Below are 24,697 nucleotides of genomic sequence, written 5' to 3'. Positions count from 1 at the left end.
GGAGGATACTCGCTCGCGCCCGCGACGTCTCGCGCCTCACGGCGCGCGCGCGAACTGTGCAGCCGCCGGATCGACGAGGCTGTCGACGCTCACGCGACCGTTGGTGGCGAGGTGACGCAGGACCTGCCACACCGCCACGGGGTCGGCACCGAGCGCCTCGGCGAGCTCGCGCGCGGTCTTGCCTCCAGGTCCGGCCGTCAGCGCCGCGAGCACCGCGGCCTGCAGCGTCAGCACGCCCTTGGCGGCCTGCTTGCCGGCCTCGACGCCGGGCTGGTGGTAGGCGTTGACGTCGATGAGCTCGGCGTAGATCCCGACGGCGCGCTCGAACAGCGCGATCAGGGCGCCGACCGCCGCGGCGTCGACCTGGCGCAGCACGATCGTCGCGCTGGCTCGACCCCGCTCGGCGAGCGCGGCGCGGGTGCCCTGGTAGAAGCCGTCGAGGCAGTCGCCCGAGCTGACCTGCGGCTCGACCTCGACCATGCCGGGACCCGTGACCTGGCCGTCGAGGTCGCGGAGCACCCGCACGAACACGGCGAAGAAGTTGTGCAGGCCGTCGCGCAGCTGCTGCACGTAGGCGTGCTGGTCGGTCGACCCCTTGTTGCCGTAGACCGCGAGCCCCTGCCAGACCTCGCGCCCCTGGCGATCGAGCCGCTTGCCGAGCGACTCCATCACGAGCTGCTGCAGGTAGCGCGACAGCAAGGACAGGCGATCCTTGTATGGCAAAATGACCATGTCCCGAAGGCCATGTCCCGAGCCCTGCTGGTGCCACAGCCAGGCGAGCAGGGCGGCCGGGTTGCGCCGCGCCGGGCGCACGCGGCCCCACTGGTCCATCGCCGCGGCCCCGCGCAGGAGCGCGCGCCAGTCGTGGCCCAGCAGCGCGGCGGGCAGGAGCCCGACCGGCGAGAGCACGCTGGTGCGCCCGCCGACCCAGTCCCACATCGGGAAGCGCGCCAGCCAACCCTCGCGCTGCGCGAGCTGGTCGAGCGCGCTGCCCTCCAGGGTGATGGCGATCGCCCGCTTGGGGAACTCGAGCGCCTGCCGGACACAGGCGGCCCGCAGCTCGAGCATGCCGTTGCGCGTCTCGACGGTGGAGCCCGACTTGGAGACGACGAGGATCAAGGTCTGCGCGAGCGTACCTGTCTCTGCGAGCAGGTCGGCGATACCGGCCGGATCGGTGTTGTCGAGCACGCGCAGACTGAAGCCGGGGCCGCTGTCCCGCGCGGTCAGGGCAGCCTCGAGCAGCTGCGGGCCGAGAGCGCTGCCGCCGATCCCGACGAGGATCGCGCCGGTGAACGGTTTGCCGTCCTCGGCGAGGATCTGGCCGTCGCGCACGCCGGCCGCGAAGGCCTCGATCTGCCGCCAACTGTCGTGGATCGCCCGGGTGATCGCAGGATCGGGGGCGCGCTCCGGGTCGCGCAGCCAGTAGTGCCCGACCATCCGCCCCTCGTCGACGTTGGCGACGGCTCCGCCCTCGATCCGGTGCAGGGCGTCCAGCGCGGCCTCCAGCCGCGGGGCGTTGGCGGTCAGCGAGGGCTCGTCGAGCTGGGCGTCGGCGAAGTCGAGCTCGATGTCGAGTTCGGTACGGTAGAGGCGCCAGGTGATGTAGTGGTCGAGTGCGTCGGCCATGTCGGCGCGCTTTATAGCAGCGTCGGCGCCTTGCGGGAGCCGGTTCGGGGGCGGGCTGGGCTCGCGAACTGCCGAGGCCGCCTCGCGCGCGGTCGGGGACGCGGGCCGGCGCTCAGTCCTCGCGGATGCACCCTGCTTGGTCGGGCGCATCTCCCTGCGGATGGGCGCCGGCCCGCGTCCCCGACCGCCGCACGGCCAGCCTCGTGGGTGCCCGAGCGCCGGTCGTGGGCTTCGCTGGGCGATTGGGGCGAGGCGGAGGTGCTGTCCGAGCGATGGACGGCCGGGGCCGGCCGCCCCTCGCTCGGACCTCCTGGCGACCGATCCGGCGCTCGTCGTGCGCGGCGATGGGCGACACGGCGAGCGTCGAGCGGGCGGTCCGCGAGCGAGGGACGGCCCGGCCCGCCCGCGTGTCGCCAGGGTTCCAGGAGCGCCGTCAGGGGCGCGGCGACGGGCGACCCGGTGGACGCCGGGCGGCAGGTTGCGAGCGAGGGACGGGCGGGACCCTCCTGGAGCTCATCCGGGCACGTCGGTGACGCGGCGACGGGCGGCACGGCGAGCGACGCCGAGCCCGACGCCGGGTCGCGAACGCTCGCCGCGCGTCGGAGGACATGTCCTCTACGGCATGTCGATGAGAACATGTCGAGGAGAACATGTTCGAAGAGACGTGCCTCAAAGGGCATGTCTCGGAGGACTGCCGGGACACCGCGAGGGCAGCGCGGGCGCGGGGCGGGTCAGCCGGGATCGAGGCCGACGCCGCGGACGATGGCGGTCATCGCGGGGCGGGCGGCGGCGAGGTCGTCGCGGGTCTTGATCGGGAGGAAGCGGGCGCGGTCGACTCGCAGGCAGGCGGTCCTGGCGAACTCGGTGATCTGGCCGATGAGCTGCTCGAACTGGATGACGGCGAGGTCGTCGCGGCCGGGCCACTCGACGGACCGCTGGACGGGGAACCAGGTGAGCGGGTAGGCGCGCTCGAGGGCGGCGAGGGAGATCCACAGGGTGTTGGTGTTGAAGTGCGGGTACTGGGCCAGGGAAGTTCCGGGGGGCAGGCGGAACGACTCGATGATGGTGGCGCGGCCGTCGACGTCGGCGACGCAACCACCGGCGTCGTCCGGTGCGCGGGCGACGACCTCGACGCTGAGCTCGGCGCCGCCGTCGACGGCCTCGAGGTGGGCGCCGAGGACGGTCGGATCGAGGGAGGCGCCGAGGTTGTCGACGTTGGAGACGAGGAGGTGCTCGACGCCGCGAGCGCGCAGCTCGGCCACGACGCCGCTCTCGCGGACGCGCCGCAGGGTGTCGCCGTGGCCGGGCGCGGCGTAGACGGTGGTGTCGGGCAAGACGTCGGCGCCGGGCAGGCTCTGCAGCGGGGTGCCGTCGGGCAAGACGCGCGGCATCAAGGACTGCAGGAACTCGTGGCGATCGCCGGCAGGGACGCCGGACCAACCGATGGTGGCCAGGTGATCGCCCGAGGCGGCCGCGGTGGCGAAGCTGTGCATCACGACGGCCGGAGCCCCGGCCGCGCGGACGCCGGCGAGCTTGACGGCCAGGAACGAAAGGTCAGGTCGATCGGGCAAGACCGGGACGACGCCCTTGACGACGCCGCCGAACCGGGTGGCCATGCCGCCGTTCAAGATCAACGCGGCGACCTTGCGCGCGTCGAGGGCGGCCTGACCGCGCGCGCGCCAGCCGGCGCGCGCGTCGGGCCGGCCGAGGTCGAGCAGGACGTCGTCGCCGAGCGGCCGCGGCGGGGCGGCGAGACGGGCGCGCGTGGGGCTGAGCTCGCCGCGGGCGAGCGCGCTGCGGAGGGAGTCGAAGAGGGCGGCGTCGAAGGCGATGTCGGCGACCGAAGGGCGGAGCATGACGCGGTGGTCTTACTGCACAAAGGTCGCGCGGTCGAATCCGACGGCCCGAAGACCAGCCGGACGCGCCCGCGCGTGACGTGCAGCCGGCGGACTCGCGACACCCCGCCGACCGCGGGACTTCACTGCGGAATCACCGCGAGATCGAGGCCCAGGGTTACGACCGGGGGCCACCCCCGGATACGCGGAGGCCGTGATGATCGCCCACGATGTCGGTCGAGACGACGCGCGCGAGGCGTCGGCGACCGGCGAGCCGGTTCCGTTCGAGACGTCGAGGACCGCGACCCCGCCGGCGTTCGCGACGTCGAAGGTCGGCGACGAGACGGGATCTCGGCCGACCGCACGGCCTCACGCAGGCGTCACAGGCGGCCGACGGAGCGGGCCCACGCGACCGTGTGCTCGAGGCCCCGCGCGAGCGGCCACTGCGGCGCGTAGTCGAGCTCGCGCACGGCCCGGCTGTCGTCGCACCACCAGCCCGGCGCCATGCTGCCGCGGGCCTTGTCGAGCGTCAGCGCCGGGGCCTTGCCGCGCAGGCGGCCGATCGCGTGGTTGATGCCGGCGACGGTCCAGACGGCGACCTGCGGCATCGGCAGCGCGAGCGCGCGCCGGCCGAGCGCGGCGGCGGCGGCCCGGCCGAACTCGACGACGGTGCTGCGCTGGCCGTCGGTCAAGTAGTAGATGCCGGCGCCGGCGGGGTGCGAGATGTCTTCGGGGACATGGTCGAAGGGGCAGCCCTGATCGGCGAGCACGTGCTCGCCGTCGCGGGGGATCGGGCGGCCGCGGGCGCCGGCGCGGGCGATGCCCTCGACGAGGTCGAGGGCGTGGATGAAGGACATCCACGCGGGGCGCAGGCCGGGCTGGGCGATCACCCCGTACTTGGCCGAGCGGATCATCTGCAGCATGTCGAGGTCGCGCGGGCCGTAGACCGCGGGCGGGCGCACGATCACGGCCTCGACGTCGCCGGCGCGCGCGGCCGCGAAGACCAGCCGCTCGCCGTCGAGCTTGCTGTCGCCGTAGAGCGTGTAGCCGACCTGGGGGGCGTGGTGCTCGCGGCGCGCGACCTCGGGGTGCGAGGGCCCGGCGGCCATCAGCGACGACACGTAGACCAGCCGCCGCGGCCGCCGCGGGGCCTGACGGATCGCCGCGAGCACGTTGGCGACGCCGGCGGCGTTGGCCCGCGCGAACTCGTCGCGGGTGAACGCGGCGGTCAGGCCGGCCACGTGGTAGACGATGTCGGCGCCGTCGAACGCGGCCGCCATGGCGTCGACGTCCGTCAGCGCCGCGCGCACCAGCTCGGGCCGCGCGTCGGCCCGCGCGAGCGCGTCGGCGAGGTTGTCGAGGTTGGCGCTGGCGCGGACCATCGCCCGCACCGCGTCGCCGCCCGCGAGCAAGCGATCGACGAGGTGGCTGCCGATGAACCCGTTCGCGCCGGTGACGACGACCTTCGTGCGCACGAAGCGGGGGATTACCCACCGCGCGCCGTCGACGTCAAGGCCGTGACGCGAGACCCGAGCGCTTCGCCACGCGTCGCTTCCAGCGCGGTCTTCTGTCCGCAGCATGCGTGACATTCAGCCAGTGTGCGACGCATTTCGCAGTCCACACGCGAGCGCGAGCGCGGCTCGGCCGTCGAGGCCGCTGCAGGCGTCGAGATTGTTGCACTCGAGATTAACTACCAGCGGCCGATGCAGCCGCATGCGGGCGTACTCGCGGCGCATCATTTTATGCATCGGTTTAAATAGTTCGGCGATAAGGCCAGCGCGTCGCAATCTGCAACACGTGCTGCGACGCGACAGCGCGCGCTGCACGTGGATCCGCATGCGCTGGCGAACAAAATTTCCGTGACAGCCGCGATACTTTCGCTGTAACTACGCCGGGCCCCGACATGCCGGGGAGATCCGTGATGGGCCGCGAAGCCGAGCACAGTTTGGCCGACTTCTACTTCTCGGACAGCGACGATCCGCTCTGTCCGCCCGAGGGCTTCGTGCAGTGGGCCGAGGCCGGCTCCTGGGCGATGTCGATGTACGAGCCCCACATGCTGGGGGCCGTCGCGCCGCGGATGGCGATCGAACGCGCCGGCGAGCGCAGCGACGTCATCAACCTCAGCTCGTACAACTACCTCGGGCTGGCGACGCACCCGGAGGTCGTCGAGGCGGCGCAGGAGGCCCTGCGCACCTACGGCACCGGGGCCTGCGGCTCGCCGCTGCTGTCGGGGTTGTCGGATCTGCACCGCGGGCTCGAGCGCGAGCTGGCGGCCTTCCTCGGCCAGGAGGACTGCATCCTCTTCAACAGCGGCTTCGCCGGGGGAATGGGGACGCTCGCGGGCGTGTTGCGCAAGGGCGACGTGGCCATCCTCGACGCCAAGACCCACCTGTGCTCGATCGACGGCGTCAAGCTGTCGCGCGCCAAGCTGGTGTTCTTCGACCACAACGACCCCGACTCGCTCGACCAGGCGCTGACCGACAGCGAGGGCGCGCGCCGGCTGGTGGTGGTCGAGGGCGTGTACTCGATGGACGGCGACACCGCCGATCTGCCGAAGCTCCTGCCGGTGGCCGAGAAGCACGGCGTCGGCGTGCTGATCGACGAGGCCCACTCGATCCTCGTGTACGGCGCGCACGGCCGCGGCGTGGTCGAGCACTACGGGGCCGAGAAGTCGATCGGCCTGCAGTTCGCCACCTTCAGCAAGGCGTTCGCCGGCTGCGGCGGCTTCACCGTCGGCCCGCGCGCGCTGCTGCACTACATGCGCTACTACATCAACGCCTACGGCTTCAGCTGCGCGCTGCCGCCGGCGGTGGTGGCCGGGCTGCGCAAGGCGCTCGAGGTGGCGACCCGCGACAACTCGCTGCGCGAGACGCTGTGGGCCAACACCCGCTACTTCCGCGAGAAGGCGCAGCAGATCGGCCTCGACCTCGGGCACGGCTCGAGCCAGGTGGTGCCGATCATGGTCGGATCGGACCGCCGCCGGCTGTATGAGTTGACGCGCACGCTGCACCGCCGCGGGCTGTTCCTCGCGCCGGTCGACTACCCCTCGGTGCCCGAGGACGGGCTGCGCTTCCGCGTCGCGATCACGGCCGCGCACACGCGCGCCGACCTCGACCGCGCGCTCGAGATCCTCGAGGACACGATCATCCGCGGCCGCGTCGACGAGGCGGCCGAGTGAGCGGGACAGGGCAGGGGGCACGATGAAGACGACGCTGGTGTTCATGTTCCCAGGGCAGAGCTCGCGCTACCCGGGGATGCTCGGCAAGCTGGCCCGGCTGCACCGGCGGGCCGCCGAGGTGCTGGCGGTCTGCAGCGACGTGCTCGGCCGCGACCTCGACGCCCACACCAGCGAGGACAACCCGACGGCCTTCGATCGCAACGTCGACGTCCAGGTCGGCGTGTTCGTCGCCAACCACATGATGCTCAGCCTCCTGCAGGCCGAGGGCGTCGACGCCGAGCTGTCGCTGGGGCTGTCGCTCGGCGAGTACAACCACCTCGTCCACATCGGCGCGCTCGAGCTGCCGGAGGCGCTGCGCCTGGTCCAGGCCCGCGGCGAGGCCTACGACGCCGGCCCGCGCGGGATGATGGCCTCGGTCCAGCCGCTCGACCTCGAGACGCTCGAGGCGGTGGTCGAGCAGATCCGCGGCCAGGGGCTCGGGGTGCTCGAGATCGTCAACCTCAACTCGCCGAAGCAGCACGTGCTGTCGGGCGACGCCGCCGCGGTCGAGGCCGCGGTCGCGCTGCTGGAGGACGAGCACTACGTGGTGCCCACGATCATCGAGCGGCAGGTGCCGATGCACTCGTCGCTGTTCGAGCCGGTCGGCGCGGCCCTGCGCCCGCACCTGCAGCGCGCGCGCTTCAAGGCCCCGCGGCTGCCGTACCTGCCGAACCGCCGCGGCGAGTTCGTGCCGGCGCCGACGGCCGCCGAATTCGTCGACCTGCTCGAGGAGCACGTCCACACGCCGGTGCTGTGGCGCAAGTCGATCGACCGCGTCGCCGAGCGTCACCCGGGCGCGGTGTTCATCGAGGTCGGCCCGCGCCAGGTGCTGCACAACCTGCTCGACCGCAAGTGGTCGACGCGGCCGAAGTACGCCACCGACAGCCGCGACGACGCCGCCTCGCACCTGGCCGGCGTGCTCGCGGCGCTGCGCCAGCACCTGCCGCCGACGACCCGCAAGGATCTGGCTCAGGAGGCGTCGTGGACGAGCTGAGCGGCCTCGACGCGCTGATCAAGCAGCACCGCCGGCGGCCGGTGTTCGTGCCGGGGGAGGGCAGCACGCGGGTCGAGTTCGGCCGCGCGGCGATCGAGCGCATGCTGCCGCACCGCGACCCGTTCCTGTTCGTCGACGCGATCGACGCGGTCGAGCTGCCGCGGTCGCCCGAGGAGCCGGGCCTGATCCGCGGCGCGCGGACGATCGACCCCGGCGACGCGGTGTTCGCCGGCCACTTCCCCGGCGACCCGGTCTACCCGGGCGTGCTGCTGGTCGAGGCGATCGGCCAGCTCGGGATCTGTCTCTTGCACCTCATGGCCAAAGGGACAGCCAGCATCGACGCGGCGGACGCTCCGGCGCGCCTGCGGCTGCTCAAGGTCCACCACGCCCTGTTCCAGGGCGGCGTCCGCCCGGGCGACCGGCTGACGCTGCTCGCCCGCTCGCTCGAGCACAGCGACTACGTCTCGACCTGCGTCGGTCAGGCCCTCCGCGGCGAGGAGGTCCAGGCCCTCGCGGTGTTCGAGGTCTATTTGATGGACTGACTCCCCCCAGAAGAGCACGCATGGTCTCATCGCAGGCACAATCGCCCCGCCGCGTGGTCGTCACCGGCCTCGGCATCAACACGCCGCTGGGCGACGATCTCGACACCTTCTACGCCAACCTCCTCGCCGGCAAGTCGGCGATCACCCGCTGGAAGTGGCACAACAACGACGGCGTGTACTCGAAGATCGGCGGCGATCTGTCGGAGTACGACGTCAAGGCCAAGCTCGAGCGCCTGCGCGGCGCGCTGCCGGCCGAGGTGCACAAGCGGGCCCGCCAGCTGTGCAACAAGGCGCCGTTCTCGACGTCGCTGTCGGTGCTGTGCGCCGCCGACGCGTGGCGCGACGCCGGCATGGTCGAGGTCGCGGACCCGACCCGCTGCGCGGTCCTGGTCGGCGGCCACAACCTCAACGAGCGCTACTTCGCCGACAACTACGTCACCTTCCAGACCGAGGACCCCGACTACATCGACTCGATGGCGGCGCTGCACATGCTCGACACCGACCACGCCGGCTCGGTGAGCGAGATGCTGGGCTGGAAGGGCGCCTGCTACACGCTCGGGGGCGCGTGCGCCAGCGCCAACGTGGCCCTGCGCAACGCGATCGACGAGATCCGCCACCACGACCACGACATGGCGATGGTGGTCGGCGCGGTGCTCGACTTCTCGCAGATGGGCGTCCACGCGATGGCGCTGCTCGGCGCCATCACGTTCGAGAGCTTCAACGACACGCCCGAGCTGGCCAGCCGGCCCTACGACTCGCGCCGCGAGGGCTTCGTGCCGTCGCACGGCGCCGGCGCGCTGGTGCTCGAGGAGCTCGGCCACGCGCTGCGCCGCGGCGCGACGATCTACGCCGAGGTGCTCGGCTGCACCTCGACGTCCGACGGCTGCCACCTGCCGTCGCCGTCGACCGAGGGCCAGGCGCGGACGCTCGAACGCCTGCTGCGGCGCGCGCAGGTGCGGCCCGACGAGGTCGACTTCATCTGCGCCCACGCGACCAGCACGCCGCTCGGCGACCTGTCGGAGCTCAACGCGATCCGCAAGGTGTTCGGCGACCACGCCAAGAAGCTCAAGATCAACGCGCCGAAGTCGATGCTCGGCCACACCTGCTGGTCGGCGCCGGCGGTCGAGACGGTGGCGGCGCTGCTGCAGATGCGCGGCGGCGTGCTGCACCCGTCGATCAACATCGACGCGCTCGACCCCGAGGTCGACGTCGACGTGTGCGCCAACAAGGCGGTCGAGCACCGCATCAACCTGATGGTCAAGAACTCGTTCGGCTTCGGCGGCCTCAATTGCTGCGCGCTGTACCGCCGGTGGGACCCGAACAGCCTGTGAGCCGCGCCATGAACTTCTTCGTCACCGGGGGCTCGCGGGGGATCGGCGCCGGGATCGTGCTCGAGGCAGTGCGCGCCGGCCACGACGTGGCGTTCGCGTACCGCAGCAACGACGACGCGGCGCGCAAGATCGAGGCCGAGGCGGCGGCGATCCGCCCGGGCGCGAAGGTCAAGGGCTACGCGCTCGACGTCAGCCGCTCCGACCGCGTCGGCGAGGTCGCCGACGAGGTGCTCAGCGACTTCGACAGCGTCGAGGTCGTGGTCAACTGCGCCGGCATCAACCGCGCCAACCTCGTGGTGTCGATGTCCGACGAGGAGTGGCACGACGTGCTGGCGACCAACCTGCACGGGCCGTTCTACGTCGTGCGCGCGTTCCTGCCGTCGATGCTGGCGGCGCGGTTCGGCCGGATCGTCAACATCTCGTCGATCCAGCACAGCGGCGCGGCCGGCCAGGCCAACTACGCCGCCAGCAAGGCCGGCCTGCACGGCTTCACCCAGGCGCTCGCCAAGGAGTACGGGCGCAAGGGCATCACCGCCAACGTCGTCGTGCCGGGCTTCTTCGACACCGACATGACGCGCGAGACCATGCCGCAGGCGGCCAAGGACTACTGGCAGCAGTACTGCCCGATGCCGAAGGGCCGCATGGGCACGCTGGCCGAGCTGGCGGCGACGGTGCTGTTTTTGGCCACGGGCGGCAGCTTCATCAACGGTCAGGTCGTGCCGGTCACGGGCGGCCTCGACTGGACGTACTGAGGGGGAGGACGGCGATGGCGCACCACCGGCCGCGCGTGGGCATCGAGCGGATCACGGCGTACCCGTGCACACTCTCGCTCGACATGAAGCTGCTCGCGGAGGCGCGCGATCACGATCCGCGCCACCCGCTCGAGGAGCTGTGGGTCAGCGAGCGCTCGCTCAACCCGACGTGGGAGGACCCGGTGACGATGGCGGTCAACGCCGCGCTGCAGATCGTCCGGCCCGAGGACCGCAAGGACATCGAGCTGGTGATCGTCGGCACCGAGTCCTCGGTCGACTTCGGCAAGCCGATCTCGACCTACGTCCAGCGCTACTGCGGGCTCACCTCCAACTGCCGCAACTTCGAGACCAAGCACGCCTGCTACGGCGGCACCGGCGGGCTGATGATGGCGGCCCACTGGGTCGCCTCGGGCGCGGCGCCGGGCAAGAAGGCGCTGGTGGTCTGCACCGACCAGAGCCGCGTGCACCTCGGCCAGCCGTGGGAGTACGTGCTCGGGGCGGCGGCGACGGCGATGCTGGTCAGCGCGCAGCCGGACGTCCTCGAGCTCGACCTCGACACCTGCGGCTACTGGACGCAGGAGATCTTCGACACCTACCGGCCGACGTCGACCAAGGAGGTCGGCCACGCCGACACCAGCCTGTACGGCTACCTCGAGGCGCTCGAGGGCGCGTACGATCACTTCGTCGCCCGCTCGGGCATGGTCGACTACGACGCCGAGTTCGCCCGCCACATCTACCACGTGCCGTTCGGCGGCATGACCTTCCGCGCCCACCGGGCGCTGCTGCGCCGCGGCCCGCACGAGATGTCGCTGCGCGAGGCCAGGGCCCACTTCGAGCGCAAGTCGAAGCCGGCGCTGCGCTACAACTCGCGCTTCGGCGGCACGTACACCTCGGCGACCTTCATCGCCATGCTCGGGCTCATCGACGCCGACCCCGAGCTGCGCCCCGGCGACAAGGTCTCGATCTTCTCCTACGGCTCGGGCTCGTGCGCCGAGTTCTACCGCGCCACCGTCGGCGAGCGGGCGCGCGAGCAGGTCGCGGGCCAGCAGATCGCCGCCGGCCTCGACCGTCGCATGCCGCTGACGGTCGCCGAGTACGAGGCGCTCGAGCGCCAGCGCGCCGGCTACATCGACCAGAGCGACTACGAGGTCGACCAGTCGGGCCTGCGCGGGCTCTACGAGCGCGCCTACGCCGGCAGGGGCCGCCTCGTGCTCGACGGCGTGCGCGGCTACCAGCGGGAGTACCGCCTGTCCTGAGGCTCCGACCATGTCGCGTCCGTCCCTCGCCACGCCGGCCGCGCCGCCCCTCGGCGTCGCGCGGCCCGGCCGCCCGTCCCCTCGTCCCCGCCCCTCGGAGGTGATCGCGTGCGCGTCCGCTGCGAAGAGGGCGAGCTGATCCATCGGCTGTTCCTCGGGGCAGGTCCCGGAGGACATGTCGCATTGGACACCGACGGGATCGCCGCGCTGGCCGACGCGGTCGAGCAGGCAGTCGCCGGCTCGGCGCGCGCGCTGGTGATCGCCAGCGAGGGCCCCGAGTTCTGCGCCGGGATGGACCTGGCAGCCGCGCTGCGGACCCCGTCGGCGCCGATGCGCGAGGCGATGGAGCGCTTCGCCGCCTGCCTCGAGCTGCTGGCGAGCGCGAAGGTGGCGACGATCGCGGTGGTCACCGGCGCGGCCAGCGGCGGCGGGGTCGGCCTGGCCGCGGCATGCGACCTGGTGGTGGCGGCGCCGGCGGCCACGTTCGCGCTGCCGGAGCTGCGCTACGGGCTGGTGCCGGCGGTGATCCTCCCGGCGCTCGAGGCCCGGATCGGCGCGCGTCGGACCCGGCGGCTGGCGCTCACCGGCGAGCTGGTGACCGCGGCCCAGGCCGAGCCGTGGGGCCTCGTCGACGTGGTCGCGGACGAGCCGGACAAGGCGCTGCGCGGGCTCCTGCGCTCGCTGCTGCGCGCGCGCCCGCAGGCGGTCGCGACGCTCAAGCGGATCACCGGGCCGGCGGGGCAGGGTGGGGTGGCTCAGACCGCGGCCGACCTCGAGGACCCCGAGCTGCGGGCGGCGCTGGCGGCCCTGCTGGCCGAGGGGCAGGCGCCGCCGTGGTTCGCCAGGCTGAAAGGACAGGAATGAACGCGCATGTCCCGACGGACAGCCTCGTCGAGGTGACGCTCGAGCGCGACGGCGTGGCGGTGCTGACGATGCGCGACGCCGCCGGCAAGAACGCGTTCGGGCGGGCCTTCGTGGCCGCGCTGACGGGCGCGCTCGAAGAGGTGGGCCGGCGCACCGACGTGCGCGTGTGCGTGATCGCCGGGCTGCACGAGGTGTTCTCGGCCGGCGGCGACCGCGAGGTGCTGCTCGGCCTCGCCGACGGCACCATCGCCCCGTACGACCTGCTGCTGACGCGGGCGCTGCTCGAGGTGCCGGTGCCGACGATCGCGGCGATGGCGGGGCCCGCCGTCGGCGGCGGCCTGGTGTTCGGCCTCGCCTGCGACATGGTCGTGATGGCCCGCGAGAGCCGCTACGGCGCCAACTTCCTGGACCTCGGGTTCACGCCCGGGATGGGCGCGACGCGGCTGGTGCAGTTCGCGTTCGGCGAGTACGTCGGCGCGGAGATGCTGTTCGGCGGGCAGTACTTCCGCGGCGAGCAGCTCGCGGGGCGCGGCCAGATCAACGCGGTCGTGCCGCGCGCCGAGGTGCTGGCGCGGGCGCTCGACATGGCGGCCCGGATCGCCGACAAGCCGCGGGCCGCGCTGCTGTTGCTCAAACGTGCGCTGGCGTTGCCGCGGAGGCGCGCGTTCGAGGAGGCGCGCACGGTCGAGTCGATGATGCACGAGGTATGCTTCGCCGACCCGGAGACGGTGGCGCGGATCCGCACGAACTACGGGCCAGGCCAGGGAGGATGACGCTTGCTCAATGACTTCAAGGACAGGGTCGTCTTGATCACGGGCGGGACGCGCGGCATCGGCCTCGCGTGCGGGCTCGCGTTCGGGCGCCAGGGCGCGCGCACGGTGCTGACGCACCGCTGGGGCTCGGCCGACGAGGACGCTTTGAGGGCCCGCTTCACCGCCGCCGGCGCCCCGGCGCCGCTGGTGATCGAGGCCGACGCGTCGCGCGAGGAGGACACCGACAAGCTGACCGCGCGCCTCAAGGAGGAGTGCGACGGCGTGTGGGCGTTCATCAGCAACGTCTGCGTGGTCCAGCGCGGCGAGGGGCCGGAGAAGCACACCCGACGCGCGCTGTACAAGAGCCTCGAGTACTCGAGCTGGCCGTTCGTCGGCTACCTGCAGGCGCTGCACGCCGCGTTCGGCCGCTACCCCCGCTACGCGCTGGCGATGTCGTCCGACGGGCCCGACACCCACTACCCGGGCTACGACTACGTGGCCGTGGCGAAGGCGGTGCTCGAGACGTTCGTGCGCTACATGAGCACGCACCTGTACGAGCACGGCTGCATCGTCAACGCCCTGCGCACCCGCCAGGTCATGACCGAGAGCTACGAGCAGATGTTCGCCGCCCAGCAGCGCGAGCTGGCCGGCAAGTTCCCCGAGTTCGCGTGTACGGTCGACGAGGTCGCCGACACGACGCTCGCGCTGTGCAGCGGGCTGTTCGACGCGATGGGCGGGCAGGTGCTGACGCTCGACCGCGGCGCGGCGTTCGTCGACAACATCGCCACGCTCGGGCCGCGGCTCGTCGGCGGCGGCGACAAGGAAGGAGCTCCGGCGTGATCCTCCGCAACGACCTCAAGGGCAAGGCCGTCATCGTCACCGGCGGGACGGCGGGCATCGGCCTGGCGACCGGGCTGATGTTCGGCAAGTACGGCGCCCACGTGTACCTGACCCACCGCTGGGGCTCGGCCGACGAGGACGAGCTGCGGGCCCGCTTCGACGCCGCGGGCGCGCCGGCGCCGACGATCGTCGAGGCCGACGCGTCGCAGGACGAGGACACCGAGGCGCTGATGCAGCAGGTCAAGCGCGACCACGACGCGGTGTTCGCCCTGATCAGCAACGTGTCGTTCGCCCACGTCAGCAAGTCGCACGAGGACCTCGACAAGAAGAGCTTCCTCCGCAGCCTCGGCTACAGCGCGTGGCCGTTCGTCGGCTACCTGCAGGCGATCCGCGAGACCTTCGGCCGCTGGCCGCGCTACGCGGTGGGAATGTCGTCGCGCGGGCCGGAGTACTTCCTCCCGGGCTATGACTTCGTGGCCGCGAGCAAGACCGTGATGGAGACCTTCTGTCGCTACCTCACGGCAGATCTGCTCAGTGAGGATGTTCGCATCAACATCCTGCGCGCGAACCCGGTCGAGACTGCGTCGCTGGAGGCGACCTTCGGGCCCGACTTCGTGCCGTTCTGCAAGAAGTACTACTCGGAAGGCTGGTTCATCCACCCCGACGAGGTCGCGGCCGCGGCGCTGGCCCTCTGCAGCGGCCTGATGGACGGGGTCAAGGGGCAGATCCTGCTACTGGACAGGGGCCTCGGTTTCGCCGACAACGTCGTTCGCCTGTTTTCGGCGCGCGAGCGCCACGGGCTGAGTTTTTGACCTTCGCTTCCTGCGAGTTTCGCTGCGGGCAACCTGCACCGCGCCCACCAAGGAGAACCGAGAATGAGCACCCGCGATGATGTCTTGGCCGTCGTCAAGCGCCACCTCGTGGACACCGTCGAAGGGATCGATGCGGCCCAGGTCGACCCCGCCAAGTCGATGAAGGACCTCGGCGCCAACAGCCTCGACATCGTCGAGGTCGTCTCCTGCAGCATGCGCGAGCTCAAGGTGAAGATCCCCCGCGCCGAGCTCAACAAGCTGACCAACATCAACGAGCTGGTCGACCTGCTGCACAAGACCGTGCAAGAGAAGCAGGCCGCCGCTTCCTGAACGCCGCGGGCGTGTGTCCCGACGGACAGGGTCCGAAGGACATGCGCGATCGGCCAGACGCCCGCGCCCGCGCTGCGCTCGCCGCAGCCCGGGCGCGCTCGTCGTCCCGGGACTCCGCGTGGGCCAGGCTGCGCAGCGGCGCGCGGAGCTGCGCGACGGGTCGCGGCTGACTGCGCCGCGACGGCCCGCCACGAGGCGAGCGCGCTAGACGGACGCGTTCGCGCTGGCGCTCGCTGCAGCCGGGCACGCTCGTCGTTCCAGGACCTCGCGCGGCCAGGCTGCGCCGGCGGGCCGAGCTGCCGAGCCGCCGCGGAAGACTCACCGGGCGCGGCGACGGCGACGGCGCGATCGTCGACACGGTGAGCGGCTCAGGCCGGCATCTGGCCTCCGGGACAGGTGACCGGATCGGGCCCGGCGTCTGGCCGTCGAGGCAGGTGACGGGCTCAAGCCGGGGGCAGGCGGCGGACCAGCGCCTCCGCGCGTCGCCACGCCGACACGGCCAGCAGCGCCCACAGGTTGAGGCCGAGCGCGACCGCGAGCGCGGCTGTCCAGAAGGACAGGTCGAGCCGGATCGCGGCGGCCGCCGTGGCGACGTAGAGGAGCGCGAGGTGGGTGTCGTGGCTCAGCAGGGCCGCCATGCGCATCGGCGCGGCCAGCAGCGAGCGCGCGGCGCCCGGCGTCGGCCGCGGACCACGGTACTCCGGCCCGAGCAGCGCGGCGGCGATGTCGTGGAACACAGCGGGCCCGAGACCGCGGGACAGCGCGGCCACCGAGGGCTGGGGCGAGGGTGCCGCCGCGTCGCTGTGTTCGCCAATGAGGTCGCGGAAGCGGCGGCGAATTTCGCCGTGGAGCCCGACGTGGATCAGCGCGCTGACCAGCGCCACCGACGCGAGCGTGCAGGCCCACGGGTTCGCGGGCGCGGCCCGCATCGTCAGCGCGACCCAGAAGGCGGCGCCGATCGCAAACTCGAGCGTGCCGGCCTCGGCTTCGGCGGCGCGGGCGACCAGGCGACGGCACCGGCTGGCGACGGTGAACGCGAACAGCAGCCAGGCGGGGAAGATCCAGTCGACGCCGCCCGGCGCGGCGAGCAGCACGGCGACGGCGCCGGTGAGGCCGACCACCAGGCCGGCGAGGGTGAGCAGCTCGAGGCTCGGCGCCGGTCGCACCCGATCGAGGACCCACGCTGCGAGCGGCCGATGGAGGTGGCGATCGAAGTAACCCTCGGTGATCGGATCGTCGTCGGCCATCGCCTCGGAGGGTGGGCGGGGCCTCGGGCGCTGTCAAGCGAGCCCCGGCGCCGCAGAACCGCTCAGGAGCGCGGCTTGGCGTTGTCGGGGACGACGAGCCCCTGGGCGTCGACGGTCTTCCAGAACGCGGGCCAGCGCGAGATCTCGCGCAGCGTCGGCAGCACGTCGACGGGGTTGTGCGGGTACGTGCGGCGCAGGAACAGCACCGCGGCCTCGGCCGTCGGCGCCTCGAGGAAGTGCGCCTCGCCGGGCGGGTACTCGTAGCGGAACTTGAGGAGGGGCGGGGTCACGGGGCGGGGTTCCGACGGTGGGTATCCCACAGCACCTCGGGCACGTCGAAGGCGTGGGCCGCGGCGCGGGCGACGACGAAGAACCAGTCGCTGAGGCGATTGATGTAGCGGACGGCCTCGGCGCGGACCGGCTCGACGCGGGTGAGCGCGACCACCGTGCGCTCCGCGCGGCGGCACACGGTGCGCGCGAGGTGAGCGTGGGCGCCGAGCGGGCCACCGCCCGGCAGGATGAAGCTGCGCAGCGGCGGCAGGTCGGCGTTCCACGCGTCGAGCTCCTGCTCGAGGCGCGTGATGTCGGCCTCTTCGACGCGCAGCGGCGCCTTGCCCTCGGTCGCGCCCGGCGTCGCCAGCTCGGCGCCGAGGTCGAACAGCTCTTGCTGCACCCGCGCCAACGAGGCGTCGAGCGCGGCCAGGAACTCGCGGCGCTCGCCGACGCGGGAGATCTCGACGCGCAGCACGCCGATCACGGCGTTGAGCTCGTCGACCTCGCCGTAGGCGGCGACCCGCAGCGTGTCCTTGCCGACGGTGTCGCCGCTGGCGAGCATGGTGTCGCCGCGGTCGCCGAACTTCGTGTAGACCTTGCTGATGTAGACCACGGGGCTGTCCGATCGGCCAGGTTCGTCCGGGCAGGTGCGCTGGGGCAGGTGTCGAGGGACATGTCCAGGAGGACATGCCCCTCAGGACAGCCTGCTCAGCGGCCCTTCAGCGCGGCGATCAGGCGCGGCTGGATCTCGGGGATGATGACGAACACCCACCCGAGCTGCGCCTTGACGCCGTCGACGAGGATCGCCCAGCGGTGGCGCTCGTCGAGCTCGATGACGAAGATCAGAAGGCCGTTGTCGCCTTCGATGATGAACTTGTTGATGCCCTTGGCGAGGGCATCCTCCGAGCGGGTCAGCGCGTTGTGCAGCTGCTCGGACAGGCGGTTGAACATGGCGCACGCCTTGGGCGCCGAGTTGATGCCCGCGAGCGACATGCCCGAGGCCTTGCTGATGATGTCGACGCTGATGAGGCCGCCCATGAGGTGGTCGTCGAGCTCCTCGAGGATGGCCTTCACGACCTTGAGGTCCATGTCTGACAGCTCCTTGTCGCGCGCTGCAACGTTGGGGGCAGCCGGGAACGCCGGCGACGGGGTGGTGATGGGCAGCGGCGGAAGTGGCGGGACGGTGACCGGCGCAGCTCGCTGCGGCTTCTCAATCACCGGCACCGGCGGAGGGGAGGGCGGCGTCGCCGCGCGCGGGGGCGGCTCGCTGCGTGGCGGTGGCTCGCTGCGCGGCGGCGGCTCGTTGCGCGAGGCCTCGTCGCGCTGACGAGCCCGGTCCATCAACAGCGCGACGATCGAGGTGTGTCGCACCGTCTGCGGGCAGTTCTCGGGCAACTGCGAAGACGAGACGCTGCCCTCGCGCCAGTCGAGGATCGTGTTGACGGCGTCGTCACCCTGGGCCGCACCGGTCTCGGCGTGGACGAGGTTGCCGCCCTGGAAAAACATCGCGCCGACGCCATGCGGCGACTCGACGGACAGCTTGATCGACATGCGCGACGTCTGCGCAAGTTGCAGGATGTCCCAAAGTTCAAATCCACCGATCTGGGCGATCGTGGTTGCCATTATTCGCCTCCCCGTGGCCCACGTGGGCCGCGACCGCGATCGGGGGGACAGCTCCCACCGATGTTGGTCTGGGTACAATACCGCGCCTGCTCATATCTTTGGGACAGGTTCTTCACGCGAGCCTGCGGCGACGCCATCGCAGCCCAGGTCCGTGGGGCCGTAACGGCGTCGCGTGTGTCCCGTCTCACTCGGATTACGAGGTTTGGCGTCCGAACTAGCATCCGCGCTCGCCGGGCAAGCCTGCGGTCAAGGCTTTTCGCCGGCCACGCTAACACCTGCTTCGGAAAAAAGCTACGTTGGAGACGCCGGACACGCTGCGCGCTGAGTGCGCAGCGCCGCACGAGTCTCTCGGGACCTGGCCGCCGAGCCCTGCTCGCACCACACGTCACCGCAGCAGGGCGTAGGCCGACGTCACCAGCAAATTCGCGATCGCCAGGGGCATCGCGGCCCGCTCGAGAAAGAAGAGAGCAGCGCGCGCACGCGAGCCGGTGGGCGACGCGTGCAGCCGCTGCACGAACCACACGACCGCAGCGATCTTCGCCGCCGCCACGACTGCGCCGATGAACAGCACGAGGCCGTGGCCGGTGCCCGCCAGCGTCGCCGCCGGCAAACCACCGCCGCCGAGGAAACAGGCGACGAACGCCGCCGCGAAGGCGAGCCGCTCGAGCCGCCCTGTCGGCGGCGCGGCCGCGACCGCGAGGGCGACGGCAGCGGCGATCGGTTGCACGAAGATTCCCCACGCGGGGGGGATCGCAGCGCCGCCGACGAGGCCCGCCGCTTGCTCCCCCACGAGGCGCCGTGGATCGAGGGTGCCAAAGGCCAGCAGCGGACCGGCGAATGCGGCCGCAAGGGCGAGGTCGCGCGACGCGAGGCGCCGGGCCAGCGCAGCCCGGTCGAGGAGACGACCGAGACCGGCGAGCACGAGGGCGAGGAGATAGAGGAGCCAGCCCTCGCCGACGGCGACGAGCGCCAGCGGAACGCCGCCCCGCCCCGCGGCGCACTGCTCGACGTCCGCGAGCGAGAGGCTGCGGCCGACGCCGCCGAGGCACAGGCCCGGGCCGAACGGGAACAGCGCGAGCACGGCGAGCACGGGCAGCCAGGTCGTCCAGGTCAGCCGCGTGCGGCGCGTCGAGGCCCACGCGAGCGCGACGAGCGCGAGCATCATCGCGGTGCGGATCGCGGCGCGCCGCAGATCGCTCGCGAGATCGGGCACCTCGTAGCGGAGCTCGACGATCTGCGGCGCCTCTCCCGCCGCAAAGAGGAGTCGCGCGCTGCCGGAGCGCGAGGCGCCGGCGCGGTCGAAGTGGTCGCGGTCGACGCGGAGGCGCAGGCTCACGGCCCCGCCGGCAGCGATCTCCCGCGGGTACTCGCGGTTCTCGATCGAGAAGGCGGCCCAGTCGGGGGTGCGGGTGTCGAAGCGGATCCGCGTCAACGGCACGGGCGCCTCGCCGTGATTCATGAGCCGCAGCTCCAGACGCTCGGCCGCCGGCGTGAACACCAGCGACCCAGGTTCGGCGCGCACGCCCGTGGGCGGTGCGCCGCAGCCGAGCGCGAGCGTGAAGAGGGCGAGGCAGGGCAGGGTGGCGACGTTCGCAGCGGAGCGACGCGTGCGCGGTGAGCTCGAGGTCGCATCGTCGCCGCGAAGCACGAGCCGCGACACGACCGGGCGCGACGTGACCGTGGTCGACGCGTCGACGTGTGCGACCGAACTCGACTCGCGCAGCGCGAGGTCGCGAGCGGGCGTCGACACGAGCTGGCGCGAGCAGCAGCGACGCGAGGGCGCCGGCGAGGTCGCGGGCGCGAGGCTGGGAACCGGGAGCAGCGACGCGACCGCGGGCGCCGAGCTGGCGACTGCGACGCAGGCGTGAAGGTGGAGCGGCATGGTCGCGGGCGGGACGGCGTGTACCGAGAGCAGCGATGCGCCTGGCGCCTCGTTCGACGCCGCGAAGTCGCCCTCCATCGCAGCGGCGCTCGCCGAGGTGGGCGCGACGCCTTGAAGCGGGAGCAGCGATGCGACCTCGCAGGACGCCTCGTTCGACGATGCGAAGTCGTCGCCCCGCTTCACAGCGTCGCTCGGCGACGTGGACGGGCGCGGCGCGACGTCGCCGCTCGCCGACGCGGGCGCAGGCGAGGCCACGACGCGCGGGCGGGTCATGGCGCGCGCGTCAGCGAGGGCCAGGCGATCGCGGTGGCCAGGCCGAGCAGACCGAGGCCGGCGGCGCTGACCCAAAGGGCAGGTCCTTCCGGACATGTCGTGCTGGACAGGCAGACCGCGGCGGTCGGCGCGAACAGGACGAGGGCCAGCGCGAGGGCGAAGCCGAGGCCGGCGAGCGCCAGCAGCCCGCCGGTGTCGACGGGCTGGCGCGGACGCAGCTGAACCAAGCTGTCGCCGGCTTCGGGCGCGGCCTGCTGCTTCGCGCGAGCGCGGACCAGGCCGGCGAGGACCCCGACGAGCCCGACGGCCGCGACGAGCGGCAAGTAGTCGAGCAAGGGGCCCATCTACGGGATGTTCCCTTCCATGGCGAGCTCGAACACCTCGACGTCGTCGGCGTCCTTGGCCATGAGGAAGGCGCGGAGCGGGCGGTCGCCGCGGTAGACCTTGAGCTCGCTGTGGATCGCGCGGGCGGCCTCCTCGGCCGGGATCCCGAGCTCGAACGCCCCCATCAGCGGGACGGCGACGCTCGTGAAGCCCTTGACCTTGCACGCCACCAGCACCGCCGCCGTCGCGCGCAGGACGTCCTCGACCTGGACGCGACCGCCGGGGCGGTCGGTGTTGGGCACGTGGATGAGGTACTTCGCCTTCATCTTGCCCGCCGGCGTCACGAACGCGGCGCCGATCGCCAGCGGGGTGTGCTCCTTCACCATCGCCTCGACCTCGCGGCCGGCCAGGTCGCGGATCTTGTTGGCCGGGAAGTGACTCATCACGCCCTCGGAGTTGGTCGGACAGACGAAGGCGTCGACCGCGATCTGCTCCCAGGGCAAGGTCGAGATCTGGATCTCGACGGACTCATTGATGTCGGTGGCCACGCGCGGACCTTACTCAAGCCTGCAGCATCGAGTCCAGCTCAGCGGCGATCGCGGACTCGGGCTCGTTGCGGACGGTCGAGAGCTCACGGATGACCAGGTTCCGGGCGGTCTGCAGCATCTGCCGCTCGCCGTGGGAGAGGTTCTTGGTGTGCTTGAGGAGGCTCAGGTCGCGGTACACCTCGCCGACCTCGAACAGCGAACCCGTGCGGATCTTCTCCATGAAGCCCCGGTAGCGCCGATTCCAGGTCTGGCGATCGCACGGGACCTCGTGGTCGCGCAGCAGATCGTAGAGCTCGTCGATCATCTCGCCGTCAGCGAGCGGACGCATGCCGTTCTCTTCGGCCTTGGCCACCGGCACGATGATCTTCAGGCCGGAGCCGAGGACGCGCAGGTGATAGAACTGGAAGGGGCGCGACTCGATGATTTTCGTCTCGAGGGCCATGACCTCGGCGACACCGTGAGTCGGGTAAACGGCCTTCTCACCAACGTTGAATCGGGGTTGCATCGGCAGTTCGTCTCCAGGCGTTTGCGCGCGCCCCTCTGCACCTCTCATGCCGCCGACTCGTCGGCGGGCGTCGTGGGGACGAAATCCCCCACCTTCAGGGTAGTTCGGGACAGTTGGGCCCGGTGCAGTCGAGCTCGGCGCGTCGGCGCAGGGCGCTCCTTAAGCGGAAAAAAGGCCCAGGGGGCCGATCGGGGCGATCCTGCAGGTGACGGCGCGGCGGGTGGATGGCGCGGCGGAAAGGGCGAAGAAGCAGCGACAAGCCAAGGGGGTCGAATTCGGACGGCCGCCCGGACACCGGTCGGCCACTTGCCGGCCATCGCGAGGCCGGCGCGTCAGGTGGCTACTGCGAGTGGCTACGACTGTTGCCACCGCGGACGAGCGGGTTTGCCCGCCTGTCGGGCAAAGTAGATAGCAGCCGGGTAAGGCGCGTCCAGTGAAAAGAACGGTGTGAACCTGGCATATCTCACTGCAGCGCCACGATCCGCCATCCCTGAGGAGTCTGCTCGAGCGTCAGGGCGCGCCCGGGCTCGTAGCGCAAGATCGCACGCTCCATCCCCGGCGTGAACTCAATTGCGCCAGGTTGCTTCAGGAGTTGCTCCAGAAGGTCGGCTCGGCGGTTCCAGTCGTCGCGGAGGCGCGAAGAGAGATCGTCTGCGAGCAGCGCCGAAAGCGCGCCGAGATCGGCCCGCCGGACCGCGGCGAGAAAGGCCCGAATCGCGCTTGCCGGGGTCGACAGGTCCGGCAAGCCCGGCAGGCCGGTCACGACCTGGTAATGCCCGCCGACCTCCGCCCACGTGAGCACGGCGCCTTCGTGGACGGTCTCGCCCCCGCGCATCGGCGGCTTGAGCGCCGACGGAAGCGTATCGATGGCCGCTTTCGCCGCCGAACGCTCGGCTGCCTGCGCTTTCCAGCGCGCCGCGAACGCCTCCTTCGAGGTGGCTGCGCGCAGCTCCGGGCTGAGCAAAGCGTACGCGGCCGCCGGATCGTCGTCGGCCAGAGCGCGGGCATAGGCCTCGCGCAAGGCTTCGGGGCTGCGGGCGCCACCACCGCCGCGACAGGCGACCAGCAGCAGAACGGTGAGCAGCAGGCACGAGAGGGCCGACCGGCGGGCGCCGTAGGGGTCGGGGAGCGGGGGCACGGCTCGATTGGTTCCTGTCACGAAGGCCAGGTCGGCTCAGGCCTTGGGCCCGCTGCGCTTGTCGAGGATGATGTCGTGCGCGTACTCGTCGCGCGTGACCGGGTAGTCGATCGTGTAGTGGAGGCCGCGCGACTCCTTGCGCTGGCGGGCGCACTCGATGATGAGGCTGCCGACCAGCGAGATGTTGCGCAGCTCCAGCACGTCGCGGGTGACGCGGAATTTCCAGTAGTACTCGAGGATCTCCTCGCGGATGAGGTCGAGCCGCCGCCGCCCGCGCTCGAGCCGCTTGTCCGAGCGGACGATGCCGACGAAGTTCCACATGGCGGCCCGCACCTCCTCCCAGTTGGCCGAGACCATGACGGCCTCGTCGGACTCGCGCGCAGCGCCCTCGTTCCACGGGCTGAGCTGGTCGGGCGGGCCGCGGCCGAAGTCGTCGCAGGCCTGGGCGGCGCCGTCGGCGAGGACGACCGCCTCGAGCAGGCTGTTCGAGGCCAGGCGGCAGGCGCCGTGGAGGCCGCTCATCGCGACCTCGCCGATCGCCATCAGCCCGGGGATGTCGGTGCGGCCGTGGCGATCGACGACGACGCCGCCGCACATGTAATGGGCCGCCGGGACCACCGGGATCGGGTCCTTGCGCATGTCGATGCCGACCGACATGCAGCGGGCGTGGATCGCCGGGAAGCGGCTCACCACGTAGTCGGGATCGAGGTGCGTCATGTCGAGGAACACGCAGCGCTCGCCCGACCGCTTGAGCTCGGCGTCGATCTCGCGGGCGACGACGTCGCGCGGGGCGAGCGAGCCCATCGGGTGACGCTCGGCCATGAGGTCGCTGCCGTCGGCCCGCCGCAGGATGCCGCCCTCGCCGCGCAGCGCCTCCGAGATCAGGAAGGTGTTGGCGTCGGGGTGGTGCAGGCAGGTCGGGTGGAACTGCATGAACTCGAGGTTGGCGACCGAGGCGCCGATCCGGTACGCGACCGCGACGCCGTCGGCGGTGGCGACCGCCGGGTTGGTCGTATAGCGGTAGACGCGGCCGGCCCCGCCGGTGGCGAGGACGGTGATCGGGGCGACGAAGGCCTCGACGCGATCGGCGGCGTTGTTGAGCGCGTAGACGCCGAAACAGCCGCGGCTGCCGTCGACCTTGGTCCAGCTCAAGAGGTCGATGACGGTGTGGTGCTCGTGGATCGTGATGTTCGGGTGCGCGTGCGCGGCGGCCAGCAGGGCGCGCTCGATCTCGTAGCCGGTGGTGTCGCGGTGATGCACGACCCGCCGGCGCGAGTGCCCGCCCTCGCGCCCGAGCTCGAAGGGGGCGTGCTCGTCACCGCCGACGCGGTCGAAGCGGACGCCGTAGCGCTCCGCCAGGCGCCGCACGAGCGTGGGCCCGCGCTGGACGGCGTAGGTGACCATGTCGCGGTTGCAAAGGCCGGCGCCGACGGTCAGCGTGTCCTCGATGTGCTCCTCGAGGGAGTCGTCGCCCGCGAACACGGCCGAGATCCCGCCCTGCGCCCAGCGGGTGTTGCTCGACTCGGCGCGGTGCTTGGTGAGGATCACCACCGGCCCGCGATCCGCGACCTCGAGGGCGAAGTAGAGGCCCGCGAGCCCGCTGCCGAGCACGAGGTAGCGCGCGTGATGGATCGGCGTGCCGGCGGTCATGGTCGTGGAGCGAAAGTAGCAGAGCGGCGGGGCCGGTCGACAAGGGTCCGCGGCGGCGATAGGCTGGGCCGGTGGGAGCGGAT

The 24,697-nt window shown here is 71.9% G+C and carries 24 protein-coding genes; 11 read left to right on the top strand and 13 right to left on the bottom strand.

Annotation, left to right across the window (positions count from 1 at the left end):
• Nucleotides 1-36 precede the first annotated feature (36 nt).
• The 3 genes from NAEX_RS43905 to NAEX_RS43895 all read right to left on the bottom strand — a co-directional run bounded on the left by NAEX_RS43905 (nucleotide 37) and on the right by NAEX_RS43895 (nucleotide 4,936).
• Nucleotides 37-1,626, bottom strand: coding sequence for a glucose-6-phosphate isomerase (locus tag NAEX_RS43905; RefSeq protein ID WP_096333443.1), 1,590 nt, complete (start codon nucleotides 1,624-1,626; stop codon nucleotides 37-39).
• A gap of 731 nt (nucleotides 1,627-2,357) precedes the next feature.
• On the bottom strand, nucleotides 2,358-3,482 hold the full coding sequence (locus NAEX_RS43900; protein ID WP_096333442.1) for a UTP--glucose-1-phosphate uridylyltransferase: 1,125 nt from the start codon (nucleotides 3,480-3,482) through the stop codon (nucleotides 2,358-2,360).
• Nucleotides 3,483-3,841: 359 nt separating this feature from the next.
• On the bottom strand, nucleotides 3,842-4,936 hold the full coding sequence (locus tag NAEX_RS43895) for an NAD-dependent epimerase/dehydratase family protein (RefSeq protein WP_170136511.1): 1,095 nt from the start codon (nucleotides 4,934-4,936) through the stop codon (nucleotides 3,842-3,844).
• 446 nt (nucleotides 4,937-5,382) lie between these two features.
• Between NAEX_RS43895 and NAEX_RS43890 the strand changes: the two genes are divergently transcribed.
• From NAEX_RS43890 to NAEX_RS43840, 11 genes are all read left to right on the top strand, one after another.
• Nucleotides 5,383-6,639, top strand: coding sequence for an aminotransferase class I/II-fold pyridoxal phosphate-dependent enzyme (locus NAEX_RS43890; RefSeq protein ID WP_177326046.1), 1,257 nt, complete (start codon nucleotides 5,383-5,385; stop codon nucleotides 6,637-6,639).
• A gap of 22 nt (nucleotides 6,640-6,661) precedes the next feature.
• The gene (locus NAEX_RS43885; protein WP_096333439.1) at nucleotides 6,662-7,672 is read left to right on the top strand and encodes an ACP S-malonyltransferase; all 1,011 of its coding nucleotides are present in this window, start codon (nucleotides 6,662-6,664) and stop codon (nucleotides 7,670-7,672) included.
• Nucleotides 7,660-8,214: a 3-hydroxyacyl-ACP dehydratase FabZ family protein gene (locus tag NAEX_RS43880; protein WP_211302572.1), complete on the top strand. Its 555-nt coding sequence runs from the start codon at nucleotides 7,660-7,662 to the stop codon at nucleotides 8,212-8,214. The genes NAEX_RS43885 and NAEX_RS43880 overlap by 13 nt, the downstream gene beginning before the upstream one ends.
• A gap of 20 nt (nucleotides 8,215-8,234) precedes the next feature.
• Entirely contained in the window at nucleotides 8,235-9,545 is a 1,311-nt protein-coding gene (locus tag NAEX_RS43875; RefSeq protein WP_096333438.1) for a beta-ketoacyl-[acyl-carrier-protein] synthase family protein, read from the top strand.
• A gap of 8 nt (nucleotides 9,546-9,553) precedes the next feature.
• Entirely contained in the window at nucleotides 9,554-10,297 is a 744-nt protein-coding gene (locus NAEX_RS43870) for an SDR family oxidoreductase (RefSeq protein ID WP_100793446.1), read from the top strand.
• A 14-nt stretch (nucleotides 10,298-10,311) separates the two neighbouring features.
• Nucleotides 10,312-11,553, top strand: a complete 1,242-nt coding sequence (locus tag NAEX_RS43865) for a hydroxymethylglutaryl-CoA synthase family protein (protein ID WP_096333436.1) — start codon at nucleotides 10,312-10,314, stop codon at nucleotides 11,551-11,553.
• A 108-nt stretch (nucleotides 11,554-11,661) separates the two neighbouring features.
• The gene (locus tag NAEX_RS43860) at nucleotides 11,662-12,417 is read left to right on the top strand and encodes an enoyl-CoA hydratase/isomerase family protein (RefSeq protein WP_096333435.1); all 756 of its coding nucleotides are present in this window, start codon (nucleotides 11,662-11,664) and stop codon (nucleotides 12,415-12,417) included.
• Entirely contained in the window at nucleotides 12,414-13,190 is a 777-nt protein-coding gene (locus tag NAEX_RS43855; RefSeq protein WP_096333434.1) for a polyketide synthase, read from the top strand. The genes NAEX_RS43860 and NAEX_RS43855 overlap by 4 nt, the downstream gene beginning before the upstream one ends.
• A gap of 3 nt (nucleotides 13,191-13,193) precedes the next feature.
• Complete coding sequence (locus tag NAEX_RS43850; protein WP_096333433.1) at nucleotides 13,194-14,009, top strand: SDR family NAD(P)-dependent oxidoreductase; 816 nt, start codon at nucleotides 13,194-13,196, stop codon at nucleotides 14,007-14,009.
• Nucleotides 14,006-14,821 carry an SDR family oxidoreductase gene (locus NAEX_RS43845; protein WP_170136510.1) on the top strand — a complete coding sequence of 272 codons (816 nt, stop codon included), beginning with the start codon at nucleotides 14,006-14,008 and terminating at the stop codon, nucleotides 14,819-14,821. Before NAEX_RS43850 ends, NAEX_RS43845 begins: the two co-directional genes overlap by 4 nt.
• Nucleotides 14,822-14,884: 63 nt before the next feature.
• Entirely contained in the window at nucleotides 14,885-15,151 is a 267-nt protein-coding gene (locus NAEX_RS43840) for a phosphopantetheine-binding protein (RefSeq protein ID WP_096333431.1), read from the top strand.
• A gap of 443 nt (nucleotides 15,152-15,594) precedes the next feature.
• Here NAEX_RS43840 and NAEX_RS43835 read toward each other — a convergent pair whose 3' ends face one another.
• The 10 genes from NAEX_RS43835 to nadB all read right to left on the bottom strand — a co-directional run bounded on the left by NAEX_RS43835 (nucleotide 15,595) and on the right by nadB (nucleotide 24,614).
• Complete coding sequence (locus NAEX_RS43835) at nucleotides 15,595-16,398, bottom strand: hypothetical protein (RefSeq protein ID WP_096333430.1); 804 nt, start codon at nucleotides 16,396-16,398, stop codon at nucleotides 15,595-15,597.
• Between the two features lie 62 nt (nucleotides 16,399-16,460).
• Nucleotides 16,461-16,688, bottom strand: coding sequence for a hypothetical protein (locus NAEX_RS43830; RefSeq protein ID WP_096333429.1), 228 nt, complete (start codon nucleotides 16,686-16,688; stop codon nucleotides 16,461-16,463).
• Complete coding sequence (locus tag NAEX_RS43825; RefSeq protein WP_096333428.1) at nucleotides 16,685-17,284, bottom strand: cob(I)yrinic acid a,c-diamide adenosyltransferase; 600 nt, start codon at nucleotides 17,282-17,284, stop codon at nucleotides 16,685-16,687. Before NAEX_RS43825 ends, NAEX_RS43830 begins: the two co-directional genes overlap by 4 nt.
• Nucleotides 17,285-17,379: 95 nt before the next feature.
• On the bottom strand, nucleotides 17,380-18,294 hold the full coding sequence (locus NAEX_RS43820) for a DUF4388 domain-containing protein (RefSeq protein ID WP_096333427.1): 915 nt from the start codon (nucleotides 18,292-18,294) through the stop codon (nucleotides 17,380-17,382).
• A gap of 385 nt (nucleotides 18,295-18,679) precedes the next feature.
• Nucleotides 18,680-20,044 (bottom strand): hypothetical protein, encoded by a 1,365-nt coding sequence (locus NAEX_RS43815; protein WP_143141291.1) that lies wholly within the window; start codon nucleotides 20,042-20,044, stop codon nucleotides 18,680-18,682.
• A 401-nt stretch (nucleotides 20,045-20,445) separates the two neighbouring features.
• Nucleotides 20,446-20,793, bottom strand: coding sequence for a hypothetical protein (locus NAEX_RS43810; protein ID WP_096333425.1), 348 nt, complete (start codon nucleotides 20,791-20,793; stop codon nucleotides 20,446-20,448).
• On the bottom strand, nucleotides 20,794-21,321 hold the full coding sequence (locus NAEX_RS43805; RefSeq protein ID WP_096333424.1) for a macro domain-containing protein: 528 nt from the start codon (nucleotides 21,319-21,321) through the stop codon (nucleotides 20,794-20,796).
• A gap of 13 nt (nucleotides 21,322-21,334) precedes the next feature.
• Nucleotides 21,335-21,826 carry a CarD family transcriptional regulator gene (locus NAEX_RS43800; protein WP_096333423.1) on the bottom strand — a complete coding sequence of 164 codons (492 nt, stop codon included), beginning with the start codon at nucleotides 21,824-21,826 and terminating at the stop codon, nucleotides 21,335-21,337.
• Between the two features lie 463 nt (nucleotides 21,827-22,289).
• Nucleotides 22,290-22,964, bottom strand: coding sequence for a hypothetical protein (locus NAEX_RS43795; RefSeq protein WP_096333422.1), 675 nt, complete (start codon nucleotides 22,962-22,964; stop codon nucleotides 22,290-22,292).
• 36 nt (nucleotides 22,965-23,000) lie between these two features.
• The gene (gene nadB, locus NAEX_RS43790) at nucleotides 23,001-24,614 is read right to left on the bottom strand and encodes an L-aspartate oxidase (RefSeq protein ID WP_096333421.1); all 1,614 of its coding nucleotides are present in this window, start codon (nucleotides 24,612-24,614) and stop codon (nucleotides 23,001-23,003) included.
• Between the last annotated feature and the right edge of the window lie 83 nt (nucleotides 24,615-24,697).

Source organism: Nannocystis exedens (assembly GCF_002343915.1).
Taxonomy (GTDB): domain Bacteria; phylum Myxococcota_A; class Polyangia; order Nannocystales; family Nannocystaceae; genus Nannocystis; species Nannocystis exedens.
Note: the sequence above shows the minus strand (reverse complement) of the source record. Positions and strands in the feature narration are given on the sequence as shown.